The following is a 22,141-nucleotide window of genomic DNA, read 5'->3' as shown; positions in this document are numbered from 1 at the left end:
CATGCCCCGCCGCAGGATCTACAACCCCCTGACCGAGTTGCTCGCCGCGGTCCTGCTGGTGGTGCTCGTCCTCGTGGTGAACCGCTGGGAGTTCTCCCTCGCTGTGCTGGTCCTCGTGGTGCTCCTGTCCGGCCGGCCCCGGCAGATCGGCCTCGCGGTCGCCCTGGTCGCGGGGCCCCTGCTCGTCTCCTCCCTGCTGCTCCACGGGCTCTTCTTCCCCGAGGGCACCACCGTCCTCGCCGACCTCGGCGTCGCCCGGGTGACCGCCGAGGGACTGACCTTCGCCGCCGTCATGGGCCTCCGCATGACCGTGTTCACAGCGGCACTGCTCACGGCGGCGATGACGCTGGACATCCCCGACCTCCTGGCCACCATGACCCACCGCGGCTGGAACCGGAAACTCGTCTTCGTCGTCGGCTCCGCCGTCGGGCTCATCCCGCACGTCGCGCAGCGCGCACGCCGCATCACCCGCGCCCAGCAGGCTCGCGGCCTCGTCGTGGGGCGCGGACCGCTCTCCCGGGGGCGGGCCCTGCTGACCGTGCTCACGCCCCTCGTCATCGGGCTGCTCGTGGACGCCTCCGAGCGCACCCGCATGCTCGAGGCGCGCGGCTTCTCGTCGCCCGGTCCGCGCACGAGCTACCTGCCGGACTCGGACACCGCCCGCCAGCGCGTGGCACGACGCGCGATGGTCGCCGTCGTCGGGGCGTTCTCCGCCGCCTGGCTTCTGACGGCGACGGCATGATCGCCCTCGACGCCACGGGCTTCACCTACGACGGCGGCGCACCGGTGCTCGCCGGCGTCGCCCTCACCGTGCGGGCGGGGGAGCACGTGGTGGTCGCGGGGGCCTCCGGGTCCGGCAAGACGACGCTCGCCCGGCTGCTCGCGGGCATGACCGGGGTGGAGGCGGGGGCCACGTTCACCGGAGCGCTCACGCTCGACGCCGAGACGGTGCGCTTCCGCGGGACGCCGGGCGACCCGCGGATCGATCCCGCCCGGTGGAGCGCCCGGGTGGCGTACGTCGCCCAGGGCGCCTGGGGCCAGCTGTCCATGATGTCCTCCACCGTGGGGGAGGAGATCGCCTTCGGCCCCGCCAACCGCGGCATGCCCGCCCGGGAGCTGCGGCGGGCCGTCGACGACGTCGCGGCCGCCCTCCGGCTGACACCGCTGCTGGAGCGTGATCCCCGCAGGCTCTCCGGCGGGCAGCTGCAGCGCACCATCATCGCCGCCGCCGTGGTGCAGCGGCCCGCCGTCCTCGTCCTCGACGAGCCGTACCAGGGGCTCGACGACGACGCGGCGCAGGACGTCGCCGGGACGCTGGAGGCGCTCCGGCGGACCGGCACCGGGGTGGTGGTCTGTGCGCCCGTGCTGCCGCGTCATGCCCCGCGCGGTACGCGCGTCCTGGCGCTCGACGGCGGCCGACCCGTGTTCGACGGGTTGCTCACCGAGGCGCACCGGGCCGGGTTGCGGCGCTTCGGCATCGGCACGGAGGGGGACCCGCTCCGGCCGGAGGGCGGCGCCGTCCCGTATCCCGTCGATCCCGCGGCCCCCGAGCTCGTCGCGGTGCACGGCCTCGGCTTCCGCTACCCGCGGGAGCCCGGCTCGGCGCTGCCGCCGGCGGGACTCACCGGCGTGGACCTGTCCGTCCGGGCGGGGGAGGTGGTCGCCCTCCGCGGACCCAACGGGTCCGGCAAGTCGACCCTGCTGCAGCACCTGAACGGGTTGTCGCGCGCGGAGCGGGGCACGGTCACCTCGGGCGGGGTGCGGGTCGGCCGCCAGCCCACGGGCGCCCTCGCTGCCACCGTGGGGTACCTCTTCCAAGACACGGACCAGCAGCTCTTCGAACGGACCGTCCTGCGCGAGGTCTCCTACGGTCCGCGCGTCGCCGGGCTGCGGAAGGGCGACGCCGTCCGGCGGGCCGTGGCCGCCCTCGACGCGCTGGGACTCGCGGACCTCGCGGAGGCGCACCCGTACGAGCTGGGCTTCGTGCAGCGGCGCATGGTGGCGCTGGCCTCCCTCCTCGCCACGGGCCCGGCGGTCTGGGCGCTCGACGAACCCACCGCCGGCCTCGACGAACCGGCCCGGACCCTGCTGGGCGGCGTCGTCTCCCGCCATGCCCGGGGCGGAGGCTGTGTGGTGCTGGCCACGCACGACGCAGGATTCGCCGACGCCGTCGCGCACCGGAGCGTCTGGCTCGACGACGGCCGAATCCGTTCGGAGGGTGCAACACCGCGCTGAGCAGCCTCCGCCGGACCGCGACAGCCCCTAGGGTGAACCCATGGACCTATTGCGCGAGAGGCACCGGACGATCGAGGCGGAGGGCGCCGACCTCGCCGTGTTCGAGTACGGCCTCGATCCGGACCCGGCGAGGCCGACGATCGTCTTCCTGCACGGCTATCCCGACGACCATCGCGTCTTCCACCCGGTCCTCCGGGAGCTCGCCCCGACGCACCACCTGGTCGCGTTCGACACCCGGAACGCCGGCCGGTCCCGCGCCCACGAAGGCTCCGGGTTCACCCTGGCCGAACTCGTCGATGACCTCTTCGCCGTCCTCGACGCCGTGGACACGCCGGGCAGGGTGCGCCTGGTGGGTCACGACTGGGGCTCGATCCAGGGGTGGGCCGCGGTGCAGGACGAGCGCGCGCAGGGGCTGATCCTCGACTACACGAGCATCTCCGGACCCGATCTGCGGCACTTCTCCCGGTGGCTGCGTGGGCGTCTCAGGAACCCCCGGCTGGTGCCGCAGGGCGTGGGACAGGTGCTGCGCAGTTGGTACGTCGGTTTCTTCCGGCTCCCCGTCCTGCCCGAAGCGCTCTGGAGGTACGGGCTGACCCGGCAGTACGAGCTGACGGCGCGACGCAACGTGGGGTCGGACCCGGTGCGGGGCCTGGCGCTCTACCGCACCAACATGTCCGCCGGGGTGAAGCCGCCGCGGCGGCGTCCCGTCACGATCCCCGTCCACGTGATCGTCCCGCTGAAGGATCCCTTCCTCTCGCCGCACCTCGTGGACGGGCTCGAGGCCTGGGTGTCGGACCTGACCGTCACCACCGTCCCGGGCGGGCACTGGTGGGTCGCGGCCCGGCCCCGTGCCTTCGCCGAGCTGCTCGACCCCTCCCTGCGGGACCGGGACGGGCGCGGCTGACCTCTGGTCCGGCTCGGGCTGCTCCGGCCGCTCCGGCTCGGTCGAGGGTTCGTCGTGCAGGTGTGGTGGGTGTCGTCGTCGTGCACCCGCCACGCGTGCGCACTCGGGCGGGGTGCGCGGAAGTGTGCGGGACCTACGCGTCCAGTAGTCCCCGGATGTCGTCCGCGGTCAGCGCGGAGGAGAAGACGGCGTCGTCGTCCATGACGGACGTGAACAGCTTGGCCTTCTTCTCCTTGAGCTTCATGACCTTCTCCTCGATGGTCCCCTTGGACACCATGCGGTAGACCATGACGTTCTTCGTCTGGCCGATACGGTGGGTGCGGTCCACGGCCTGGGCCTCGGAGGCCGGGTTCCACCACGGGTCCAGCAGGAAGCAGTAGTCCGCCTCGGTCAGGTTCAGGCCGAACCCGCCCGCCTTGAGGCTGATGAGGAACACCGGGGCCTTGCCGTCCTTGAACGAGTCGATGACCTCGCCGCGGCTCCGCGTGGATCCGTCCAGGTAGGCGTACTCGACGCCCCGGGCGTCCAGCTGCTCGGCGGCCTTCTTGAGGTAGGACGTGAACTGGCTGAAGACGAGCGCCCGGTGCCCTTCCGCGAGGACGTCCTCGAGATTCTCGAACAGGACGTCGAGCTTCGCGGACGGGATGCCCTCGTGCGCGGGGTCCACGAGCGAGGCGTCGAGGCTGAGCATGCGCAGCAGCGTCAGGGACCGGAACACGATCATGCGGTTGCGGTTCATGTCCTCGATCAGGCCGAGGAGCTTCTGGCGCTCGCGCTGCAGGTACGTCTCGTAGATGTGCCGGTGCTCGGGGTGGAGCTCCACCTCGAGGACCTGCTCCTGCTTCGGCGGGAGATCGGAGGCGACGGCCTCCTTCGTGCGGCGCATCATCAGCGGTCGGATGCGCTTGCGGAGCCGCACGAGCGGACGGTCGTCGCCGATCTTCTCGATCGGCGTGCGGTAGTCCTCGGTGAACTTGCGGGCGGAGGGGAACAGGCCCGGGGCCACGATGTTGAACAGCGACCACAGCTCCATGAGGTTGTTCTCCATGGGCGTGCCGGTGATCGCGAGCTTGAAGGGCGCGTCGAAGTCCTTCGCCGCCTGGTGCACCTTCGAGGCGCGGTTCTTCACGAACTGCGCCTCGTCCAGCACGAGGCCGGACCAGGCGAGGTCCTGGTAGGCCGGGAAGTCGAGCCGGAACAGCGTGTAGGAGGTGATGACGACGTCGGCGTCACCCACCTGTTCGTGGATCGGGACGCCGGAGGCGCCCTGCGTGTCGGTGACCGCGACGACCTTGAGGCTCGGTGCGAAGCGTCGCGCCTCGTTTGACCAGTTGGGCACCACGGAGGTGGGGGCGACGACAATGAACGGTGCGTCGAGCCCCGCCGTCTCCTTCGCGTGGATCATGAGGGCCAGGGCCTGCAGCGTCTTGCCGAGCCCCATGTCGTCGGCGAGCACACCGCCGAGGCGGTGCCGCCAGAGGAACGCGAGCCAGCTGAAGCCCTCCGCCTGGTACGGGCGCATCTCGGCGGTCAGGCCCGACGGCGCGGGGGTCGCCGCGACGTCCTGGAGCTCGAGCAGTCCGCTCACGGCCTCGCGCCAGGACTGCGCCTGCTCCGTCTCCTCGGCGAGCTCCTCGAGTTCCGCCCACAGCCCGGCCTGGTAGCGGCTGATCTGCAGTCCCGACTCGGGGTCCCACTCGCTCAGGGCCCGGGCTTCCTCGATGAGCTCGCGGAGCTGCTCGAAGACGGGCTGGTCGAGGGAGAGGTAGCTGTTGTCGACCAGCTTCAGCTTCTTCTGGCCCTGGGCCAGCGCACGGAAGACGGAGTCGAAGGGGATGGTGCGCCCGCTGACGGTGACCATGACGCCGAGGTCGAACCAGTCGCGGTCGTCGGTGTCCACGGTGCTGATCCGCAGCGTGGGGGTCTCGGTCAGTTCCCGGTACTCGGGCTTCTCGCCGACCACCTCGACGCTGACGCCGTCCAGCTCCTGCAACTGCGGCAGGATGTCCTCCGCGAACTCGACGGCCTGCATGTCCTCGAGCCGCAGCGCCCGGATCGGCAGCGTTCCGAGGGCCGGGCGGACGGCGGCCGCGAGGGCGTCCTCGACGTCGGTCTCGCGGTAGCCGTCGTCGCTGCCGGGACCTCCACGGCGGAAGGGCCGACGCTGCACGGCGTCGCCGAGGACGTAGTCGAAGTGCCAGTCGAGGGCCACCGACCCGTCCGCGCCGTAGGCGGTGGTGAGGACGAGCACCGGGGGCTGGATCTCGGGGAGCTCGACGCTGCCGTCGCTGCTGTCCACATGGATGGTCTGCCGCAGCTTCGGGTAGTAGTCCTGCAGGAAGAGGGATTTCTCCTCCTCGGGGACGACGACGGCGTGCCCGCGCTGGAGGAGCTCGATGTCCTTCGACGTCAGCCTGCGCGAGGTCGGCGCGAGGGTGATGGTGTCGTCGGGGGCGACCGTGTAGATGCCGTGCGTGCTGATGACGTGGGCCGTCTCGGACGGGTGGGGCCGGCCGTCGACGTCGAGGGCGGGCGACAGGCGCAGCGAGCCGTCCTCCGTCCCGGTCGCATCGAGCTTCAGCGTCGCGCGGGCCGCGAGGTCGATGGTGACCGACTTCTTCGACCCCACGAAGGCGATACCGAGACGCTGCGCCTCCTCCAGCAGCTGCCAGAGCAGCGGGTTGCTGAAGTCGTCGAGGTACAGCCAGGAGTCGTTGTTGCCGAAGTAGTTGACGCCGGTGCCGCGGTGCAGCGCGGGGAACTGCGAGAACCACCGGTGCTGGTCCGGGTCCAGCGTCAGCCCGTAGGTCTGGTAGCTGATGCTGCCCCAGGACAGGTTGTTCTTGATCCACTTGCCCTTGCCGTTCTGGCTGACGGGCCGCACCCCGAGGCGGGTGTTCAGTGTGCGCTGGCCCTGGCGCTCGGCGGCGGATCCCCACCGCTGCACGGCGACCTCGGGGGTGCGCAGCTCGAACTGCAGGCCGAGGGGTGTCCGCGGGGCCGGCGGGGAGTCGACGGCGGCGTCGGCCTCCAGGAGGTCCGTGAGGGACGCCTGCCAGCCCTCCGGGACCGACGCGCGCGGAGCGGGCCGGGCGCCGAGCTCGCGTTCGTGCTGGGCCAGCAGATTCTCGGTGTTGCTCTGCAGGGCCGTGGCCGCCACGTGCTTGCAGTCCGCGCCGACGGGGCAGCTGCAGAAGTTCTCGAGGGGGCGGAACCGGCCGTCGCCCTTGAGGCCGAGCCGCAGCTTGGTCCGGTAGTCGTTGGGCGCGGTCCCGCGGACCTTCCCGGTCAGCAGCCTGGACTCGGCGTCCCACGCGAGGGAGCTCACCGCGCCGTCCTTGGCGTAGGTCTGCCCGCGCTGGAACGCAGCACCGCCCACGATCCGGATGATGTCCGTGACATCGACCATGGGGTGGGTGGAAATGGGCATAATTCCATGCTCTCATGCGGCGGTGACGCTCTCCCCGCCGCACGCTGCGTTTCGCCCAGAGGCGCGGGCGCGGCGACGTCCGCCCAGAAGCGACCAGAAGCGACCCGAAGCGACCCGAGGCGGCGGCGTCCGCCCAGAAGCGACCGGTGAGTCTACCCCGTGCCGAGGCGGAGGTCTGACCGGGCAGCGGCGCTCCTCGGGCCCATCGGCCTGCCCTATCCTTGGCTCGGGGCTGATCGTCAGGTTGCAGGGAAACGGAAGAGGTTGCACGTGTTCGAGGCTCCGAGTGTCATCTATGCGGCGGCCGGGCTCGCCGTGTTCGCGGCAGCCCTCCTGCCCCGCCTGCTCATGCGCGCCCCGGTGTCGATGCCCATGGTCTTCCTTGCCGCCGGCATCCTCATCTTCACGTTCGCGGGGGACCTCCCGGACCCGGACCCCATCAAGTACAGCGATGTGACCATCCACCTCAGCGAGGTCTGCGTCATCGTCTCGCTCATGGGTGCCGGGCTGGCCCTGGACCGCAAGCTCGGATGGCGCCGGTGGTCCACCACCTGGCGCCTCCTCGGCATCGCGATGCCGCTGTGCATCCTCGGCCTCACCCTCATGGGCATGTGGGTCCTCGGGCTGGGCATCGCGTCCGCCCTGCTGATCGCCGCAGCCCTCGCACCGACCGATCCCGTCCTGGCCTCCGAGGTGCAGGTGGGCGAGCCCTCCGAGTCGGAGGAGGACCTGGACGCCGAGGACGAGGTGCGGTTCGGGCTGACCTCCGAGGCAGGTCTGAACGACGGGCTCGCCTTCCCGTTCGTCTATCTCGCCATCCTGCTCAGCACGGTGGGGCTGGCCCCGTCGGCCTGGTTCCCGGAGTGGATGCTGCTCGACGTGCTGTGGCGCATGATCATCGGCTGCGCGTTCGGCGTCGGTATGGGCTGGCTTCTCGCGCGTGTCTTCTTCCGCACACCCCTGAAGAGCGTCCGGCTCGCCAACCACTCCGAGGGCTTCGTCGCCCTGGCCGCAACCTTCCTGACCTACGGGGTGACCGAGGCGTTCGAGGGCTACGGCTTCATCGCCGTGTTCGTGTGCGCGCTGACCATCCGCGCCAGTGAGCAGACCCACGGCTACCACGGGGTGCTGCACAGCTACATCGAGCAGCTCGAACGCCTGCTGACCGTCGTCGTGCTCGTCCTGCTCGGGGGCGCCGTGGCCCGTGGCCTCTTCGAGGGCATCCGCCCGCTCGAAGTGCTGGTCGCCGCCGCGTTCATCCTCCTGGTCCGGCCGATCACCGCCTGGTTCAGCCTCGCCCGGGGGAAGACCGGCCCGTGGGAGCGCCGCACCCTCGCCTTCTTCGGCGTGCGCGGTATCGGCTCCATCTACTACCTCAGCTATGCGCTGTCGAAGGGCGAGTTCACGGCCGACGAGTCGACGCTGTGGAGGATCGGCACACTGGTGATCGTGATGTCGATCGTGGTGCACGGCATCACCGCGGCGCCGGCCATCAACGCGCTGGACCGCGCGCGGCAGCGCAAGGCCCGTGCCCGCGGCGACGAGGCGCAGGCCCCGAACACGCCCGTCTAGCGGCTGCCGGTCAGGCGCGCGGCCCCCGCTCGATCGCGGTCCGCACGGCGAGTCCGCCGAGCAGCGCCCAGAACGCCCCGCCGATGCCGAGGACCGTCAGGCCGGACGCCGCCAGGAGGAACGTCACCGCGCCGCTCATGCGCCCCGTCGCATCCCGGAAGGACGCCGTCACCGCCGTCGCCATGGTGCCGATCAGGGCGAGCCCTGCCACCGCCTCCACGAGCCCGGCCGGCGCGGCTCCCGCGAAGGCGACGAGCGCGCCCGAGCAGGCGGCGAGCACGAGGTAGGACAGACCGGCGGCGAGGGCCGCGATCCACCGACGGTCGCGGTCCTCGCCCGCGCCCTCGCCGGCGGACAGCGCGGCCGACAGGGCCGCCAGGTTGACCGCGTGGCCACCGAAGGGCGCGACGACGGCGGTGCCCGCCCCGGTGACGGCCAGGGCCGGACGCCAGGGGGTCCGGTAGCCGAAGGACGACAGCACGGCGACGCCCGGCAGGTTCTGCGACGCCATGGTGACCACGTAGAGCGGCAGGGCGATGCCGACGACGGCGGCCGGCTCGAGCGTCGGGACGGTGAAGGCCACGGACGGCACCAGGGACAACGCGTCGAGGGCGGTACCCGTGACGCCGAGGCGGACCCCGATCACCGCCAGGGCGGTGACGAGGGCCAGCGGGACCGACCACTTCGGGGCGAGGGCCGATGCGGCCAGCCAGACGAGGATCACCGGCAGCACCAGGAGCGGGATGGTGCCGATCGACTGGAAGGGTGCCAGGCACAGGGGGAGCAGCACGCCTGCGAGCATCGCCTGCGCCAGATGCTGCGGGATGCGGGCCACCAGCCGGCCGAGCCAGGGCACCGCCGCGGTCAGCACGATGAGGGCGCCGGTGACCAGGAACGCCCCCACCGCCGCGGGCCAGCCGCCGGACGGGATGGTGGCACCGGCCAGCAGCGCGGCGCCGGGCGTGGACCACGAGAGCGTGACGGGGATGCGGTACCGCAGCGACAGCAGGATGGTGCCGAGACCCACGACGACGGTCAGCGCCAGCAGTCCCGAGGTGGCCTGCTCCGGCGACGCGCCGGTGGCCCGCAGCCCGGCGAGGACGACGGCGAACGACGAGGTGAAGCCCACCAGGGCTGTGACGACGCCGGCGAGGACGGGTTCGTGCAGGCCGGGCCGGACGGAGGATCGGGAGTGCACCGCGGGGCTCCTGTCGGAGGGACGCGCCAGCGCCCGCCAGAATCGTTCTGTATATGGAACGGCCAGCGTAGGATGTAGGGATGCCTGAGGACAAGCCGGACCCTTCTGCGTCGCTGCGTACCGCCGTCGCCCGCAGGATCACGCGTCTGCGCGTGGAGCGAGGGCTCTCCCTCAGCGGCCTCGCCCGGCAGGCCGGCATCGGGAAGGGCACGCTCTCGGAACTCGAGGCGGGGACCCGCAATCCGACCCTGGAGACCCTCTACGCGCTCGCGGCGCCCCTCGGGGTGCCGCTCACCGGGCTCGTGGGCGACGAGGCGGGGCGCGGCGTCTCCGACGGCGTCGTCGACGCCCGGCTGCTCACGGTGCGGAGGCACGACGACGGCGGGACCACCGAGGTCTTCTGGCTCACCGTCGCGCCGACGGGGACACGCGTGTCACCGGCTCACGGGCCGGGGACGCTGGAGCATCTCCGCGTGGTGCGGGGCGGTGTCCGCGCGGGGGTGCTCGGCGCGGAGCAGGACGCAGGGCCCGGAGGCACGCTGTCCTGGCGCGGGGATGCGGTCCACTCCTACGCGTCGACGGACGGGGGTGCGGAGGGGGTCCTGACCATCGAGACGCCGGCGCGCTGATCCGGCGCGGATCAGGCCTTGCGCGCCCGTTCGAGCGTGCGCTGGATGGCCTCGAGCTCGTCACTGAGGCTCTGCAGGCGGGCGGAGTTCTGCTCCACCGCCAGCTCGCGGACGAGGAGGTCCTGACGTTGGCGGAGGGCAGCTTCGGAGGCGGGGAGGTCGCTGTTCGGCATGGTCCCAGCATGGCAGAGCTCCAGTCGCCGCGGCGTGAGGAGAACCACGCCGGGGATCGCCCGGGATCCGGGCCCCCGGGAAATAGATGTGCGCGGGCAACCGTTCCTCCCAGAGGTCCGCGACACACCCCGCCGTGGTTCCCGAATCGGAAGGTGCATCCATGAGTGTCCCCCTGTCCATCCTGGATCTGGCCCAGGTCGCCGAAGGCTCGACGCCGGCGGAGACCTTCACCGCGAGCGTCTCGCTCGCCCAGCACGCCGAGCGGTGGGGGTACCGCCGGATCTGGTACGCGGAGCACCACAACATGGGCAGCATCGCGTCGTCGGCCACGAGCGTGCTCATCGCCCATGTCGCCGCGCACACGTCCACCATCCGCCTGGGCTCCGGCGGGGTGATGCTGCCCAACCACTCGCCGCTCACCATCGCCGAGCAGTTCGGCACCCTCGAGAGCCTGCACCCGGGCCGGATCGATCTCGGTCTCGGCCGTGCTCCCGGCAGCGACCAGGTCACCGCGCGTGCCCTGCGCCGCGACCCGACGGCCGCCGACAGCTTCCCCCAGGACGTCCTCGAGCTGCAGGGCTACCTGACCGGCGAGAGCCGCGTGCCGGGGGTCCAGGCCACCCCGGGCAAGGGTACGAACGTGCCGCTCTACATCCTCGGGTCCTCGCTGTTCGGGGCCCGGCTCGCCGCCGCCCTCGGGCTGCCCTTCGCCTTCGCCTCGCACTTCGCCCCCCAGGCGCTGCAGGACGCCGCCGCCCTCTACCGGCGGGAGTTCAGGCCGTCCGCGCAGTCCCCGGAACCGCACTTCATCGCCGGCGTGAACGTCATTGCCGCGGACGATGCGAACGACGCCCACCACGAGTTCCACGAGGGGATGCTGCGCCGTGTGAGCCTCCTCCTGGGGCGTGGCCAGACCTTCACGCGGGAGGAGTCCGAGGCCATCCTCGCGTCGCCGAGCGGCCAGCAGATGGCCGGGATGGCGCGGTACAGCGCGGTGGGAACCCCCGACGTCGTCCGCGACTACCTGGAGCAGTTCGCCGAGCGCCACGGAGCCGACGAGCTGATCGTCGCGACCCAGGCGGAGAGCACCGCGGCCTGGCTCCACTCCTTCGAACTGCTGGCCGATGCGATGCGCCCGGTCGCCGCACGAGGGTAGCCGATCGAAGAACTTTCGCGTCCTGCTTGCCATTACCCTCCATGGTTTGGTTAAGTGGGGGTCAGTTGTAGTGTTGCGCATTTGTATTTCACGCGGTCCGGCCCTCAGGGGACGGAACGTGTCTCTGAAAAAGCGGACAAGCACGCCGCGACTGGGGCGCCCCGAAAGTCGGGGTGCGTCTGAATTTTCAGAAGGATGAAACAAAAATGGCAACAGGTACCGTGAAGTGGTTCAACGCTGAAAAGGGCTTTGGATTCATTGCTCCCGATGACGGAAGCGCAGACGTGTTCGCACACTTCTCCGCCATCAACGCGAGCGGCTACCGCTCGCTGGACGAGAACCAGAAGGTCAGCTTCGACACCGAGCAGGGTCCTCAGGCGTCGAACATCCAGCCCCTCTAAGGCTCGGATCTTCCACTAGATCTTTTCGAGGAAGCAGGTCGGACCCCGGTCCGGCCTGCTTCTTCGTTTAATCACCCGTCCCCCTCAGCCTGCGCCGGGGTCCTCGCCTCCGCAGAGCCCGATGAACGCGCCCAACTCCTCCAGGGCCGCCGGAGTGGAGGGCATGTGCTCGGTCAGTCGTGGCGACCTGACGACGACGGCGCGCCATTGCCCCCGCGAGACGGCGACGTTGACCCGGTTGCGGTTGAGCAGGAACCCGATGCCGCGCGGAGCCTCCGCCGCGGAGGACGCCGTCATGGTGACGATCACGACGACGGCCTGCTGGCCCTGGAACCGGTCCACCGTGCCCACCCTGACGTGGCCGAACCCGGCTGCCCGCAGTGCCTGCCGGGTGAGTTGCACCTGCGCGTTGTACGGGGCGACCACCAGGATGTCCTCCTGGCCGAGCGGCCGCGGGACGGCGCCCGGCTGCGGGGTCCACGGCAGACCGAGGTGGCGCCGCACCTGCGCGGCGACCTCCGCCGCCTCCTCGGCCGAGACCGTCGCGTTGCCCGCGTGGTCGACGAGAACGCAGTCGACGCCGGGCTGCTCACCCTCCAGGTGCCGCCCGCGCGCCGCTGCGGCCGGAGCGAGCCGGCCGTCGTACGCGAAGACCGACACCGCGCGGCACAGCTCCGGGTGCATGCGCCACGTATCCGCGAGGAAGTAGCCGAACCGCGCGGGCAGCGTCGCATGCCCGGCGGACAGCCACCCGAGCGCGGACTGGTCGACCGGCTCCGGGTGCGTGCCCTGGCTGACCTGGGGGAGCTGCTGCGGATCGCCCAGGAGGAGGAGCCTTCGGGCGGCACGGGCCACGGCCATCGTGTTCGCCAGAGAGAACTGTCCGGCCTCGTCGACGACCAGCAGGTCCAGGGAGCGCGCCGGGACCTTGCTCCCGGTCATCGTCCACGCCGTCCCGCCGACCAGGCACCCGTCCGCTTCGCCGAGCAGGCGCGCGACGTCGGCGTCGGACCGCTGGGTCCAGGGAGCGTCGGGTGCCTCCGTGCGTTTGGCCACCCGGTCGACGGGGACGCCGGCCTCGATGGCGCGGCACAGGAGGTTCTCGACGACGTCGTGCGACTGGGCGACCACGCCCACCTTCCACCCGAGGCGGACCAGGCGCGCGACGACGTCCGCGCCGACGTGCGTCTTGCCGGTGCCGGGCGGGCCCTGCACCGCGAGGTACGAGTCCTCGAGGAGCTGCAGGGCGGCGGTGATGGCCTCGGCGGAGCCGTCCGCGTGCGGTGGTGCAGCGGGCAGGCCGGCGCCGCCGGCGAGGCGCGGGGGGACCCGCCGGAGGAGGTCGAGCGCGGGGTCCCCGGGTACGTCCGGCAGGGCTCTGCCCACCCGGTCGGCGAGGGCGATCAGCGCGTCCTCGATCGACGTCGTCGGGAGCGGCTTGTCGGGAGCCAGGGCCAGGGGCAGCTCGGCCCGCTCCGGCGCCCCGCGGCGCAGCTTCTCCCTGATCACCAGGGTCGCGAGGCCGTCCGCGTCCTCGGACAATTCCATCACCTCGACCCCGAACCAGCCGCCGCGTCCCGCGCCAGCGCTGTCGGTACTGTCGGCGTCGGGTGGGACGGGCGCGTCGTAGATCGCGAAGCAGGCCGAGCCCTCCCGCAGATCGGAGCCCGCCGTCAGGGGACCGGTCGCCTTGAGCAGCCGCACGGGGTTCGAGCGCGGGGTCGGCCTGGCCCAGTCCTGCACCACCTCGAGGGTGCGGAACACGAGCACGTCACGCGCGGTGTCCCACGCGTCGGGTGCGGCGAGCCGGTCGAAGTGGGACCACCAGAACTGTTTCCGCTCGCGGCGGTGGTATCCGACGGCCGCCGCGACGAGGGCGATGGCCTGCTGGTCGGGATGCCTGCCCGTGCCGGCCGGCAGATCGGCGAGATGCGCCAGCAGCCGGGCCTCCTCGGGCGTGGGTCCGTAGGCGGGAGGCGCGGGATCATCGACCGGGGCGGCTGCGGAGAGGGGGCCGGCGGCGCGCGGGCCTGCCCGGTCGTCCGCCCGACCGGCGGCGTGGGGCACCGCTCCGTGCCGGGACCCGAGGGAAAGCAGCCAGTCCCGCAGCCCCAGCGTCGAGAGGCAGTCGTAGCGGTTGTAGTCGGTGATCCCGGCGAGGATCTCCGTCGCAGCGGCGTCGTCCCCCGCGTCGCGCGCGGCGCAATAGGCGGCATAGGCCACGACCGACGCCCCGGCATCGGTCACGTCCCCCCTGCGGAGGGCGCCGCCCAGGTAGAGGGGCTCGAGCTTCTTGAGGCTGTAGGAGCGTTCGGAGATGCGGAGGCTGTGGCGCACGGTGTCGTAGAGGTCCACGAGCACGCCCTCGCGGAGGAGGGTGTCCACGGCGTCCTCCCCGATGACGTGGACCAGGGACAGGCGCCGCAGGGCGCTCTTCTCGTAGGCCGCGTAGTGGTAGACATGCAGGTCGGGGTACCGCAGGCGGCGCTCCCGCACGTAGTCGAGGAACCGGACGAACGCGAGGCGCTCCTCCGCCCGGCTGTGGGCCCAGAAGGGACGGAAGGGCGGTTCGGCGTCGCCGTCCGCGGGTTGCTCGACGACGCCGAACAGGTACTCGAGGCCCCAGCTGCCGTCCCCGGGGTCCTGCCAGAGCGGGTCCCCCTCGAAGTCGAAGAAGATGTCCCCGGGGCTCGGCGCGGGCAGCGACCCCAGCGTGTGCTGCGGGAGCACGCGGTAGGACAGCGTGCGCTCGTCGCCGTCCGCGTCGCGGTAGGTGACACCGCCGTCGACGGCGCCCGCCCCGACCTGCAGGCGTGCCTGGTCCTGCAGCCTCGTCAGGGCGGGGTCCTCCGGGCGGTCGGGCAGGGCGGCGAGGCCGTCGATCGTGCTGATGCCCTGGCCCCGGAGCCGTGCCCTGCGCTCGCCGGTCATCCCGGCGACCAGCAGGAGGTCCCGCGACGCCGTGACCTGCTCGGCGCAGTACTCGCACCGCCCGCACGCCGCGACTCCGGGTGCACCCCAAGCCACGGCGTCGGGCTGCGCGCGGTGTGCGTGCACGAGTTCGAGGAAGCGGGCGCGGCGCTCGCGGAACACGGGCAGGAGGTCGGGCAGGCGGTGGACGCTGCGGCTGCGGTCGCCGAGGACGAGGGTGACCTCGTCCGCCGTCGGGATCCCCGCCGCCTGCAACTGGTCGCCGTACGCGGCGAGCTGCAGCAGGGCGCCGACCTTCGCGTGGCGGGCGAGCTTCGTGTCCCAGACGGCGTAGGCGCCGTCGTCCTGCCGCACGAGGAAGTCCGAGCGCCCGTGGAACACGCCGTCGAAGAACGCCGCCTGGAACACCACGGCTGCGCCCGAGCGCAGGGCACCGAGGGATTCGTCGTGCTTGGCCGCCAGGGTGGCGCGATCCATGGAGGTGGCCGGGTCGACGTCGTACACGCCCGTCGGGTTGCCGGGCGACCACCGCCCGTGCTCGGCGACCAGCTCGTCGAGGACCCGGTGCTCGTGCACGTCCCCGAGGGCAGCGGCGCGCTGCAGCATCAGGTCCACGGGGAAGTCCGCCCGGGGAGCACGCCCCAGCTTCTCGTCGAGGATCCGCAGGAGCCGGTACCCGCACTCGGATGCCGTGACGAGGTCCGTGGCCGAGAACACGAGGTCGGGGGAGGTCGCTTCCGTGGTGTCGGCGTCGAGCAGGAACACGGCCGCTGATCCTTTCGTCGTGCCGGCAGGGGACACCAGTCCATCACGGAACGCCGACAATCCTGTGACCGCGGTCATAGGCCGGTCCGGGCCGTCGCGACGCGAGGTCTGGGAGAATCGGAGGGACAGACCGTCGACCGACCAGGAGCACGATGAACCCCCGCACGCTTTTCCGTACCGTCGCCGTCGCCGAGGCGGTGACCTGGGCCTTCCTGCTGCTGGGCATGTTCCTCAAGTACGTCACACGGACCACGGAGGCGCTCGTTCCGCCGGCGGGAGCCGTGCACGGCTTCGTGTTCCTCTGCTTCGTGGCGACCACGGTCTTCATCTGGGTCAACCAGCGCTGGTCCGTGGCGACGGGCCTGCTGGGGATCGCCTCGGCGGTCGTCCCGTTCGCGACCATCCCCTACGAACGGTGGATCGAGCGCCGCGGACAGCTCGCCGGAGCCTGGCGCCTGGCCCCGGGTGCCGAGACGCCGCGCACGCCGGTCGAGCAGCTCCAGGCGTGGGTGCTGCGCAGTCCGCTCGTCGCGCTGCTGGTCGCCGTCGTCGGGATCTCCGTGGTGTTCAGCGTGCTGCTGATCATCGGCCCTCCCGGGTCCTCGAGCTGAGGCACGCATGACCGACCTGCGGAACACTCCGGACGACGAACGGTTCTTCCTCCACGGCGGACGCCGCTGGCGGAAGACCGACCCCTCCCTGCCGGAGGAGGTGAAGGCGCGCCTGATGTCCCACCTCGGACGCGGCCGCTCGGGTGTGCGCAACAGTGCCAAGGGCGACGACGGCGCGGCCCTGCCCCGTGCGCGGCGCACCGTCCAGCTCGCCAAGGAAGGGCTCGGCGAGCGGGGTACCCCGTGGTGGGAGCAGTCGGCGGCCGAACGCACGGCGCGCTGGACCGCAGCCCTGAAGGAGCTGGACCGCATGCACCCGAAGAAGCCCGGTGGCTCGGGGCGCCGTCCGGCGGGCGAGGCGCCCGGCGATGGGTGACCTGGTCGCGAACCCGGAGCTGCGGGCGGAGATCCTGCGGATCGCCGCGCAGCGGGGCAGCGGGAAGACACTGTGCCCCTCCGAGGCCGCGCGCAGCATCGGCGGCCAGGCGTGGCGCGACCTGATGCCCGCGGCACGCAGGATCGCCTTCGACCTGGCCGGGGAGGGTCTCGTCCACGTCACCCAGCACGGCGAGCCCGTGGCCCCGGACGCCCGCGGTCCCATCCGCGTCCGCTGGATCGACGGCCGGGCACCACGTCGTGCATCGACGACGGACGACGGCGTCCCGAGGGATGCGCCGTCGTCCGGGTGATGCCCGTGCCCCGTCCGGCGAGGCCTCAGCTGTCCGTCAGGCTGAGCCCGGCCTCCGTCCACTCCACCGGTTCGGCGTGCATGGAACGGTAGGTCACGGCGGCGTCCCAGCTGTGGAACAGGAGGTAGAGCTGACCGTCGGGAGCGGTGGCCAGGTCCTGTCCGCCCGGTCCGATGTAGCGGTCGTCGCCGAAGGTGTCCGAGGCGAGGAAGGGTTCTGGGGATTTCTCCCAGGGTCCCTCCAGTGCCGGAGCCGAGGCGTAGCCCACGTTGTAGGACTCGTCGCCGTAGTAGTTGCTGGAGTAGAGCAGAGCGTACCCGTCGTCGCGCGGCACGACGGTCGGCGCCTCGACGAGGTCGCCCTCCCATGCGAGATCCTGCTTGATGAGCTTCTGCGGTTGCCCGGCGAGGGACAGCCCGTCCGCCGAGAGCGGCGCGGTCTGGATCCAGGTGTCCTTGCCGCAGCAGTTCCCGTCGTTCTTCCACACCAGATTCAGGCCCCCGTCGGTCTCGAAGGTGCTGGCGTCGATGGCACCCCCCTCGTCCTCCGGGCAGACGAGCATCCCGTCACCCTCGACCGTGAACGGACCCGCAGGATCCGTGGCCGTGGCGACGCCGATGCACTGCACCGTCGGCGCGAAGTTCGTGGCAGTGAAGTAGAGGACGAACTGGCCCTCCGCCACCTGGGTCACCTCGGGTGCCCACGTCTTGCCCGGGATGATCCAGGAGGGGAGCTCCGGCAGCGCGTCGTCGCCGAGCTGTTCCCACTCGAGGAGGTCCGTGGACATCGCGACCTGCACGTTCCTGCGGTTCCCCTCGGTCGCGTAGGCGTAGTAGGTGTCCCCGACCTGGAGGATGTCCGGGTCGGCGAACTCCTCGTCGAGGACCCGGGTGGGGTTCTGCTCCTCCGCTGCGGGGACGGCCTCCGTTGTGTCCGCCGTCTCCGACGGCGCACAGCCGGCGGTCGCCGCGGCAAGCGCGGCGACCGCCAGTGCGCCGAGTATGCGGCCCGGGAAGGCACGGGTCACCCCTTCACCCCGGACCGCGACACGCCTTCGATGATGAAGCGCTGGAGGAAGACGAACAGCGCGAGGACCGGGACGCTGGCCACCACGGCACCGGCCATCAGGAGGTCGTAACGGACCGCGTTGGCCGACTGCAGGGTGGACAGGCCCGGCGGCAGGGTCTGGACCTCGGGCGTGAACAGGACGTAGACCGGCCACAGGAAGTCGTTCCAGTTGCCGAGGAACGCCAGCAGCGCAAGGGTTGCCATCGCCGGCTTCGCGAGCGGCAGGATGATCTTCGTGAACATCTGGAAGCGGTTCGCGCCGTCGATCCGTGCGGCTTCCTCCAGGTCGTCGGGCAGGGAGATGAAGAACTGCCGCATGAAGAACACGCCGAAGGCTGAGGCCGCCGTCGGCACGATGATCGCGACGAGCGAGTTCAGCCACCCGAGGTCGCTGACGAGCAGGTAGTTCGGGATGATGAGGATCACCGGTGGTACCAGCAGTGTCGCGACGATGACCGCGAAGACGATCTTCTTGCCGCGGAAGTTCATCCTGGCCAGCGGGTAGGCGGCCATGGAGGCCGTCACGACCACGAGCGCCGAGTGGATGATCGCGGCCAGCATGCTGTTCGCGAACCAGCGCAGGACGGGCGTGTTGGTCCCCGGCGCGAGGATCGTCTGGTACGCCTCGAGGGAGAAGGGGTTGGGGATCCACGACGGCGGAATGGACGTCGCGTCGGCACGCGTCTTGAACGAGGTGACGATCATGAAGATCACAGGGCTGATGAAGACCAGTGCCACCAGCGCCAGCAGGACGATCTTGACGAGGGTGCCTGGCTTGGGCTTCCGCGCCTGCTTCGTCGACGGCTCGCGCGTGCGGGTGGTTCGGGTCTCGACGGTCGAGCTCATCGCGCATCCTTCCGTTCGCGGAACAGCCAGAAGACCAGAAGGCTCGCGGCCATGAGGAAGACGGTCAGCACGTAGCTCATGGCGGCGGCACTGCCCATCTGGAAGTTGCGGAGGCCCGTGTCGGCGATCTGGTAGATCGCTGTGCGGGTCTCCCTGCCCGGTCCGCCCTGCGTCATGAGGTAGGACTGGCCGAACATGTTCACCGATGCGATGAGCGTCGTGAGGGTCACGAAGGACAGCACGGGACGGAGTCCGGGAATGGTGACATTGACGAACTGCTGCCAGGGACCGGCACCGTCCATCCGGGCTGCCTCGTACAGCTCGGCGGGGATGTCCTGCAGGCCGGCCAGGTAGATGACGGCGTTGAAGCCGAGGGTCCACCATACGGTCACGCCGACGAGTGCCACCCAGGCGGCCGGGGTCGAGGTGGTCCAGTTGATGTCGTTCGGCAGGCCGAGCACGCCGAGGTAGTAGTTCACGAGGCCGATGTTGTTGTCGAGCAGGTAGCGCCACATCACGGCGATGACCGCGACGCCGAGCACGTAGGGCGCGAAGTAGATCGCCCGGAAGAAGTTCCGGCCGGGGAACTTCTTCGCCATGAGCAGTGCCACGGCGAGCGGAACGGTGAGCAGAAGCGGCACGCTGAACAGGGTGAAGATGCCCGTGGCCCGCATCGACCCCCAGAAGTTGCTGAACTGCCGTGAGTCCGGGTCGAACAGCTCGGTGTAGTTGGTCAGGCCCACGAACGGCTTGAGCGGCCGCGTGTAGTCCCAGGTGTGCAGGCTGATCCAGGCGCCCAGGACGATGGGCACCAGGACGAACGCGATGAACAGGACGAGATACGGGGCCAGGAACAGCCACGGGGTGGCTGGGGCCTGCTTGCGGATCTCGCCCGACGACGACCTCCCCGACGGGCGGGGTGCCCCCTTCCGTGCGGGGGCACCCCCTTCTTGCTGCTTCAGCGTGGTCATGGTGCTTACTCTCCGAACGACGCTTTGTTCTCTTCCATGAGCGTCGAAGCATTCTCTGCTGCCTCGGTCATGGCGTCCTCGGGGGATTCCTCACCCAGGACCGCCTTGCTGACGCCGACCTCCAGGGTCTCCGTCTGGACGGCACCAATACCCGGGACCGCGGGGAGGAATCGCATGGAGTCGATGTCCTCGGCGATGACCTCCTGCGGCATGCCGTCGAGGACGCCCTCGGCGCGGACCGATTCACGGGCGGGGATCATGCCGGAACCGGCCCATTCGGCGGAGTTCTCGCTCATCCAGGCGATGAACACCTTCGCGGCGTCCGCCTTGTCCGGATCGGGCTGTGCCTGGCGCGGCAGGAAGAAGTTGTGCGAACTGGCCCAGACGGCCTCTTCGTCGAAGATCGTCGGGATGGGAGCCGCGGCGTAGGACGTGCCGGACGCCTCGAGGTCGTTGAACTGCCAGATGCCGTCCCATGTGATGGAGTTCTCGCCGTTCTTGAACGCGACGTACTGCGAGTCGATCGCGACGTTGGACGGGCTGTACCCGTCCTCGACGATGCCCCGCTGCCACTCGATGGCCTCGATGCCCTCGGGTGTTGCGAAGTTCGCCGTGGAGGCCTCGCCGTCGTAGGGCTCGTTGCCGTTCTGCCACTGCAGGGAGAGGTTCATCAGGTGGCTGGGCCACAGCGTCGGCATCCAGAACGGGGTCTTGTACCCTGCTGCCTGGAGCTTCTTCAGCGCTTCCTCGAAGGACGCCGCGTCGGTGGGCGCCTCGGTGATGCCGGCCTTCTCGAAGTGCTCCGTGTTGTAGTACATGGCCAGCGAGTGGACATCCAGGGGGACGCCGAACCGCTCGTCCTGGTAGACGCCCGCGTCCCACACTTCCTGGGTGAAGTCGTCGCCCGTCAGTTCCAGCGCGTCGGTGAGGTCGTCGACCGGCACGATCACGTTCCGCGCCGCCATCGAGGACAGCTGGTCCAGGTGCATGACGCCGACGTCCGGGCCCTCGCCGGCGGTGACCGCCGCCGGGAGGCGCTGGTAGAAGTCCGCCCACTGCATGGTGTTCGAGGTGACCTTGATGTTCTCGTGCTCGGCGTTGAACTCCTCGACCATCTTCTCCATGAACGGTCCGTCACCGCCGGTGAAGCCGTTCCAGTAGGAGAGCTCGACCGCGGGGCCGTCGTACTCGCCGGTGAACTCGCTGGCCGCCTGCTCGCTGCCGGAACCGCCGCAGGCGGTCAGGCCGAGCAGGGCGACGGCGCCCAGGGCCGTTGCCGCCCGCAGGCGTCCGCTGAGGGATCGCTTCGGATGAGTCATGATGTGTCCTCCTCGTTGAAAACGTTGCACACTTCCAGGTGAGTGGGTCAGCGTGTGACCGAGCTTACAGCGCTGTAAAAAGGGTGTCTAGCAATTTGTGGACCGGAATCCCGGACAAGCACGGGAGCCTGGCGATGCCGATCTAGACTTGACGTGACCCGAGGAGACGTAGATGAAGAAAGTCCGGCTTGCCGATGTAGCCGCGGTGGCCGGCGTGTCCATGAAGACGGTGTCGAACGTCGTCCACGATTATCCGCACGTCACGCCCGAGATGCGCCGGAAGGTGCAGCAGGCGATCGACGAACTGGGCTACAAGCCCAACCTCACGGCACGGCGCCTGGCGACGGGGAGGACCGGCATGATCGCCCTCGCGATCCCTGAGATCGACCACCCCTACTTTTCGGAACTCTCGCGATACATCGCGGAGGAGGCGAGCCGCATGGGCTACCGGGTCATCGTTGAGCAGACGCTGAGCAACCCGGATGCGGAGCGGGCGGTGCTGAACGACCGCGAGACGGGGCTCGTCGACGGCGTCATCTTCCACCCCGTGCGGATGGGGTCCATGGAGGTCGCCCGGCTGCGGCGCGATGTCCCTGTGGTGCTTCTCGGGGAGTCGACCATGCCCGTCACGGCCGACCACGTCATGATCGACAACGTGCTGGCGGCCCAGGAGGGCGTGCGGCACCTCGTCGACCAGGGACGCCGCCGCATCGCGTTCCTCGGCGTCGTCTCGGGGGACACGACGGGGTCCACGGACCAGCGGCTCCTCGGCTACCAGCAGGGCCTCGTCGACGCCGGGATCACCCCGGACCCGCACCTGGTGCTGTCGGTGTCCGACTTCACGCCGGAGGAGAGCGCCCGTGCGGTGGGGGACGCGCTCGCCGCCGGCCTGTCGTTCGACGGCCTCATCTGTCGCGACGACCGCTTCGCCACGGGCGCGCTCTCGGCGCTGCGGCGGGCGGGCGTGCAGGTGCCCCGCGACGTCGCCGTGGTCGGGTGGGACGACACCGAGCTCGGGCGATGGGCGAACCCGCCGTTGACCTCGATCGCGCCGGACAAGCGGGAACTGGCGACCACGGCCCTGGAGTTGCTGCGCGAGCGGATCGACGGCTACCACGGCGTCGGGCGGCACCGGATCGTCTCCCACGCCCTGACGATCCGCGAGAGTGCGCCCCTCGGAGCCCCCGCCCTCGAGCCCCGATAGAATCTTTACAGCGCTGCAAAAATGGGACAAGATGGCGG

The 22,141-nt window shown here is 70.8% G+C and carries 19 protein-coding genes; 11 read left to right on the top strand and 8 right to left on the bottom strand.

Translation table 11 applies throughout. From position 1 onward, the window contains the following. Position 1: 1 nt before the first annotated feature. The 3 genes from ACSGDB_RS02080 to ACSGDB_RS02070 are packed head-to-tail and all read left to right on the top strand — an operon-like array spanning position 2 to position 3,139. Positions 2 to 742: an energy-coupling factor transporter transmembrane component T gene (locus ACSGDB_RS02080; protein ID WP_434992461.1), complete on the top strand. Its 741-nt coding sequence runs from the start codon at positions 2 to 4 to the stop codon at positions 740 to 742. Further along, positions 739 to 2,235 (top strand): ABC transporter ATP-binding protein, encoded by a 1,497-nt coding sequence (locus ACSGDB_RS02075; protein ID WP_434992459.1) that lies wholly within the window; start codon positions 739 to 741, stop codon positions 2,233 to 2,235. Before ACSGDB_RS02080 ends, ACSGDB_RS02075 begins: the two co-directional genes overlap by 4 nt. Positions 2,236 to 2,275: 40 nt before the next feature. Next, on the top strand, positions 2,276 to 3,139 hold the full coding sequence (locus ACSGDB_RS02070; protein ID WP_434992458.1) for an alpha/beta fold hydrolase: 864 nt from the start codon (positions 2,276 to 2,278) through the stop codon (positions 3,137 to 3,139). 133 nt (positions 3,140 to 3,272) lie between these two features. Here ACSGDB_RS02070 and ACSGDB_RS02065 read toward each other — a convergent pair whose 3' ends face one another. Beyond that, positions 3,273 to 6,569: an SNF2-related protein gene (locus ACSGDB_RS02065; RefSeq protein ID WP_434992457.1), complete on the bottom strand. Its 3,297-nt coding sequence runs from the start codon at positions 6,567 to 6,569 to the stop codon at positions 3,273 to 3,275. Positions 6,570 to 6,839: 270 nt separating this feature from the next. Between ACSGDB_RS02065 and ACSGDB_RS02060 the strand changes: the two genes are divergently transcribed. Continuing rightward, entirely contained in the window at positions 6,840 to 8,141 is a 1,302-nt protein-coding gene (locus tag ACSGDB_RS02060; protein WP_434992456.1) for a cation:proton antiporter, read from the top strand. 10 nt (positions 8,142 to 8,151) lie between these two features. On the opposite strand, the gene ACSGDB_RS02055 is transcribed toward ACSGDB_RS02060, so the two are convergent. After that, entirely contained in the window at positions 8,152 to 9,339 is a 1,188-nt protein-coding gene (locus ACSGDB_RS02055; protein WP_434992454.1) for a benzoate/H(+) symporter BenE family transporter, read from the bottom strand. A gap of 80 nt (positions 9,340 to 9,419) precedes the next feature. Here ACSGDB_RS02055 and ACSGDB_RS02050 point away from each other — a divergent pair, with 80 nt between their 5' ends. Then, positions 9,420 to 9,968 carry a helix-turn-helix domain-containing protein gene (locus tag ACSGDB_RS02050; protein WP_434992452.1) on the top strand — a complete coding sequence of 183 codons (549 nt, stop codon included), beginning with the start codon at positions 9,420 to 9,422 and terminating at the stop codon, positions 9,966 to 9,968. 11 nt (positions 9,969 to 9,979) lie between these two features. On the opposite strand, the gene ACSGDB_RS02045 is transcribed toward ACSGDB_RS02050, so the two are convergent. Continuing rightward, positions 9,980 to 10,141 carry a hypothetical protein gene (locus tag ACSGDB_RS02045; protein ID WP_434992450.1) on the bottom strand — a complete coding sequence of 54 codons (162 nt, stop codon included), beginning with the start codon at positions 10,139 to 10,141 and terminating at the stop codon, positions 9,980 to 9,982. A gap of 161 nt (positions 10,142 to 10,302) precedes the next feature. Here ACSGDB_RS02045 and ACSGDB_RS02040 point away from each other — a divergent pair, with 161 nt between their 5' ends. Both ACSGDB_RS02040 and ACSGDB_RS02035 read left to right on the top strand, forming a co-directional pair. Beyond that, positions 10,303 to 11,298 (top strand): LLM class flavin-dependent oxidoreductase, encoded by a 996-nt coding sequence (locus ACSGDB_RS02040; RefSeq protein WP_434992448.1) that lies wholly within the window; start codon positions 10,303 to 10,305, stop codon positions 11,296 to 11,298. Between the two features lie 206 nt (positions 11,299 to 11,504). Next, on the top strand, positions 11,505 to 11,699 hold the full coding sequence (locus ACSGDB_RS02035; protein WP_434992446.1) for a cold-shock protein: 195 nt from the start codon (positions 11,505 to 11,507) through the stop codon (positions 11,697 to 11,699). 84 nt (positions 11,700 to 11,783) lie between these two features. On the opposite strand, the gene ACSGDB_RS02030 is transcribed toward ACSGDB_RS02035, so the two are convergent. Further along, complete coding sequence (locus ACSGDB_RS02030) at positions 11,784 to 15,395, bottom strand: TM0106 family RecB-like putative nuclease (RefSeq protein ID WP_434992445.1); 3,612 nt, start codon at positions 15,393 to 15,395, stop codon at positions 11,784 to 11,786. Between the two features lie 152 nt (positions 15,396 to 15,547). Between ACSGDB_RS02030 and ACSGDB_RS02025 the strand changes: the two genes are divergently transcribed. The 3 genes from ACSGDB_RS02025 to ACSGDB_RS02015 are packed head-to-tail and all read left to right on the top strand — an operon-like array spanning position 15,548 to position 16,695. Continuing rightward, complete coding sequence (locus ACSGDB_RS02025; RefSeq protein WP_434992443.1) at positions 15,548 to 16,006, top strand: DUF3817 domain-containing protein; 459 nt, start codon at positions 15,548 to 15,550, stop codon at positions 16,004 to 16,006. A 7-nt stretch (positions 16,007 to 16,013) separates the two neighbouring features. After that, positions 16,014 to 16,382: a 2-polyprenylphenol hydroxylase gene (locus tag ACSGDB_RS02020; protein WP_434992442.1), complete on the top strand. Its 369-nt coding sequence runs from the start codon at positions 16,014 to 16,016 to the stop codon at positions 16,380 to 16,382. Further along, positions 16,375 to 16,695, top strand: a complete 321-nt coding sequence (locus ACSGDB_RS02015; protein ID WP_434992441.1) for a DUF3253 domain-containing protein — start codon at positions 16,375 to 16,377, stop codon at positions 16,693 to 16,695. Before ACSGDB_RS02020 ends, ACSGDB_RS02015 begins: the two co-directional genes overlap by 8 nt. A 25-nt stretch (positions 16,696 to 16,720) precedes the next feature. Here ACSGDB_RS02015 and ACSGDB_RS02010 read toward each other — a convergent pair whose 3' ends face one another. The 4 genes from ACSGDB_RS02010 to ACSGDB_RS01995 are packed head-to-tail and all read right to left on the bottom strand — an operon-like array spanning position 16,721 to position 20,899. Beyond that, positions 16,721 to 17,722: a glycoside hydrolase family 43 protein gene (locus ACSGDB_RS02010; RefSeq protein WP_434992440.1), complete on the bottom strand. Its 1,002-nt coding sequence runs from the start codon at positions 17,720 to 17,722 to the stop codon at positions 16,721 to 16,723. Continuing rightward, the gene (locus ACSGDB_RS02005) at positions 17,719 to 18,609 is read right to left on the bottom strand and encodes a carbohydrate ABC transporter permease (protein ID WP_434992438.1); all 891 of its coding nucleotides are present in this window, start codon (positions 18,607 to 18,609) and stop codon (positions 17,719 to 17,721) included. The genes ACSGDB_RS02010 and ACSGDB_RS02005 overlap by 4 nt, the downstream gene beginning before the upstream one ends. Beyond that, positions 18,606 to 19,580 carry a carbohydrate ABC transporter permease gene (locus ACSGDB_RS02000; RefSeq protein ID WP_434992436.1) on the bottom strand — a complete coding sequence of 325 codons (975 nt, stop codon included), beginning with the start codon at positions 19,578 to 19,580 and terminating at the stop codon, positions 18,606 to 18,608. Before ACSGDB_RS02000 ends, ACSGDB_RS02005 begins: the two co-directional genes overlap by 4 nt. A 5-nt stretch (positions 19,581 to 19,585) precedes the next feature. Then, entirely contained in the window at positions 19,586 to 20,899 is a 1,314-nt protein-coding gene (locus ACSGDB_RS01995) for an ABC transporter substrate-binding protein (protein WP_434992435.1), read from the bottom strand. 172 nt (positions 20,900 to 21,071) lie between these two features. Here ACSGDB_RS01995 and ACSGDB_RS01990 point away from each other — a divergent pair, with 172 nt between their 5' ends. Continuing rightward, positions 21,072 to 22,103, top strand: a complete 1,032-nt coding sequence (locus ACSGDB_RS01990) for a LacI family DNA-binding transcriptional regulator (RefSeq protein ID WP_434992433.1) — start codon at positions 21,072 to 21,074, stop codon at positions 22,101 to 22,103. Positions 22,104 to 22,141 lie beyond the last annotated feature (38 nt).

Source organism: Arthrobacter sp. Ld5, from assembly GCF_051172775.1.
GTDB lineage: Bacteria > Actinomycetota > Actinomycetes > Actinomycetales > Micrococcaceae > Arthrobacter_D.
Note: the sequence above shows the minus strand (reverse complement) of the source record. Positions and strands in the feature narration are given on the sequence as shown.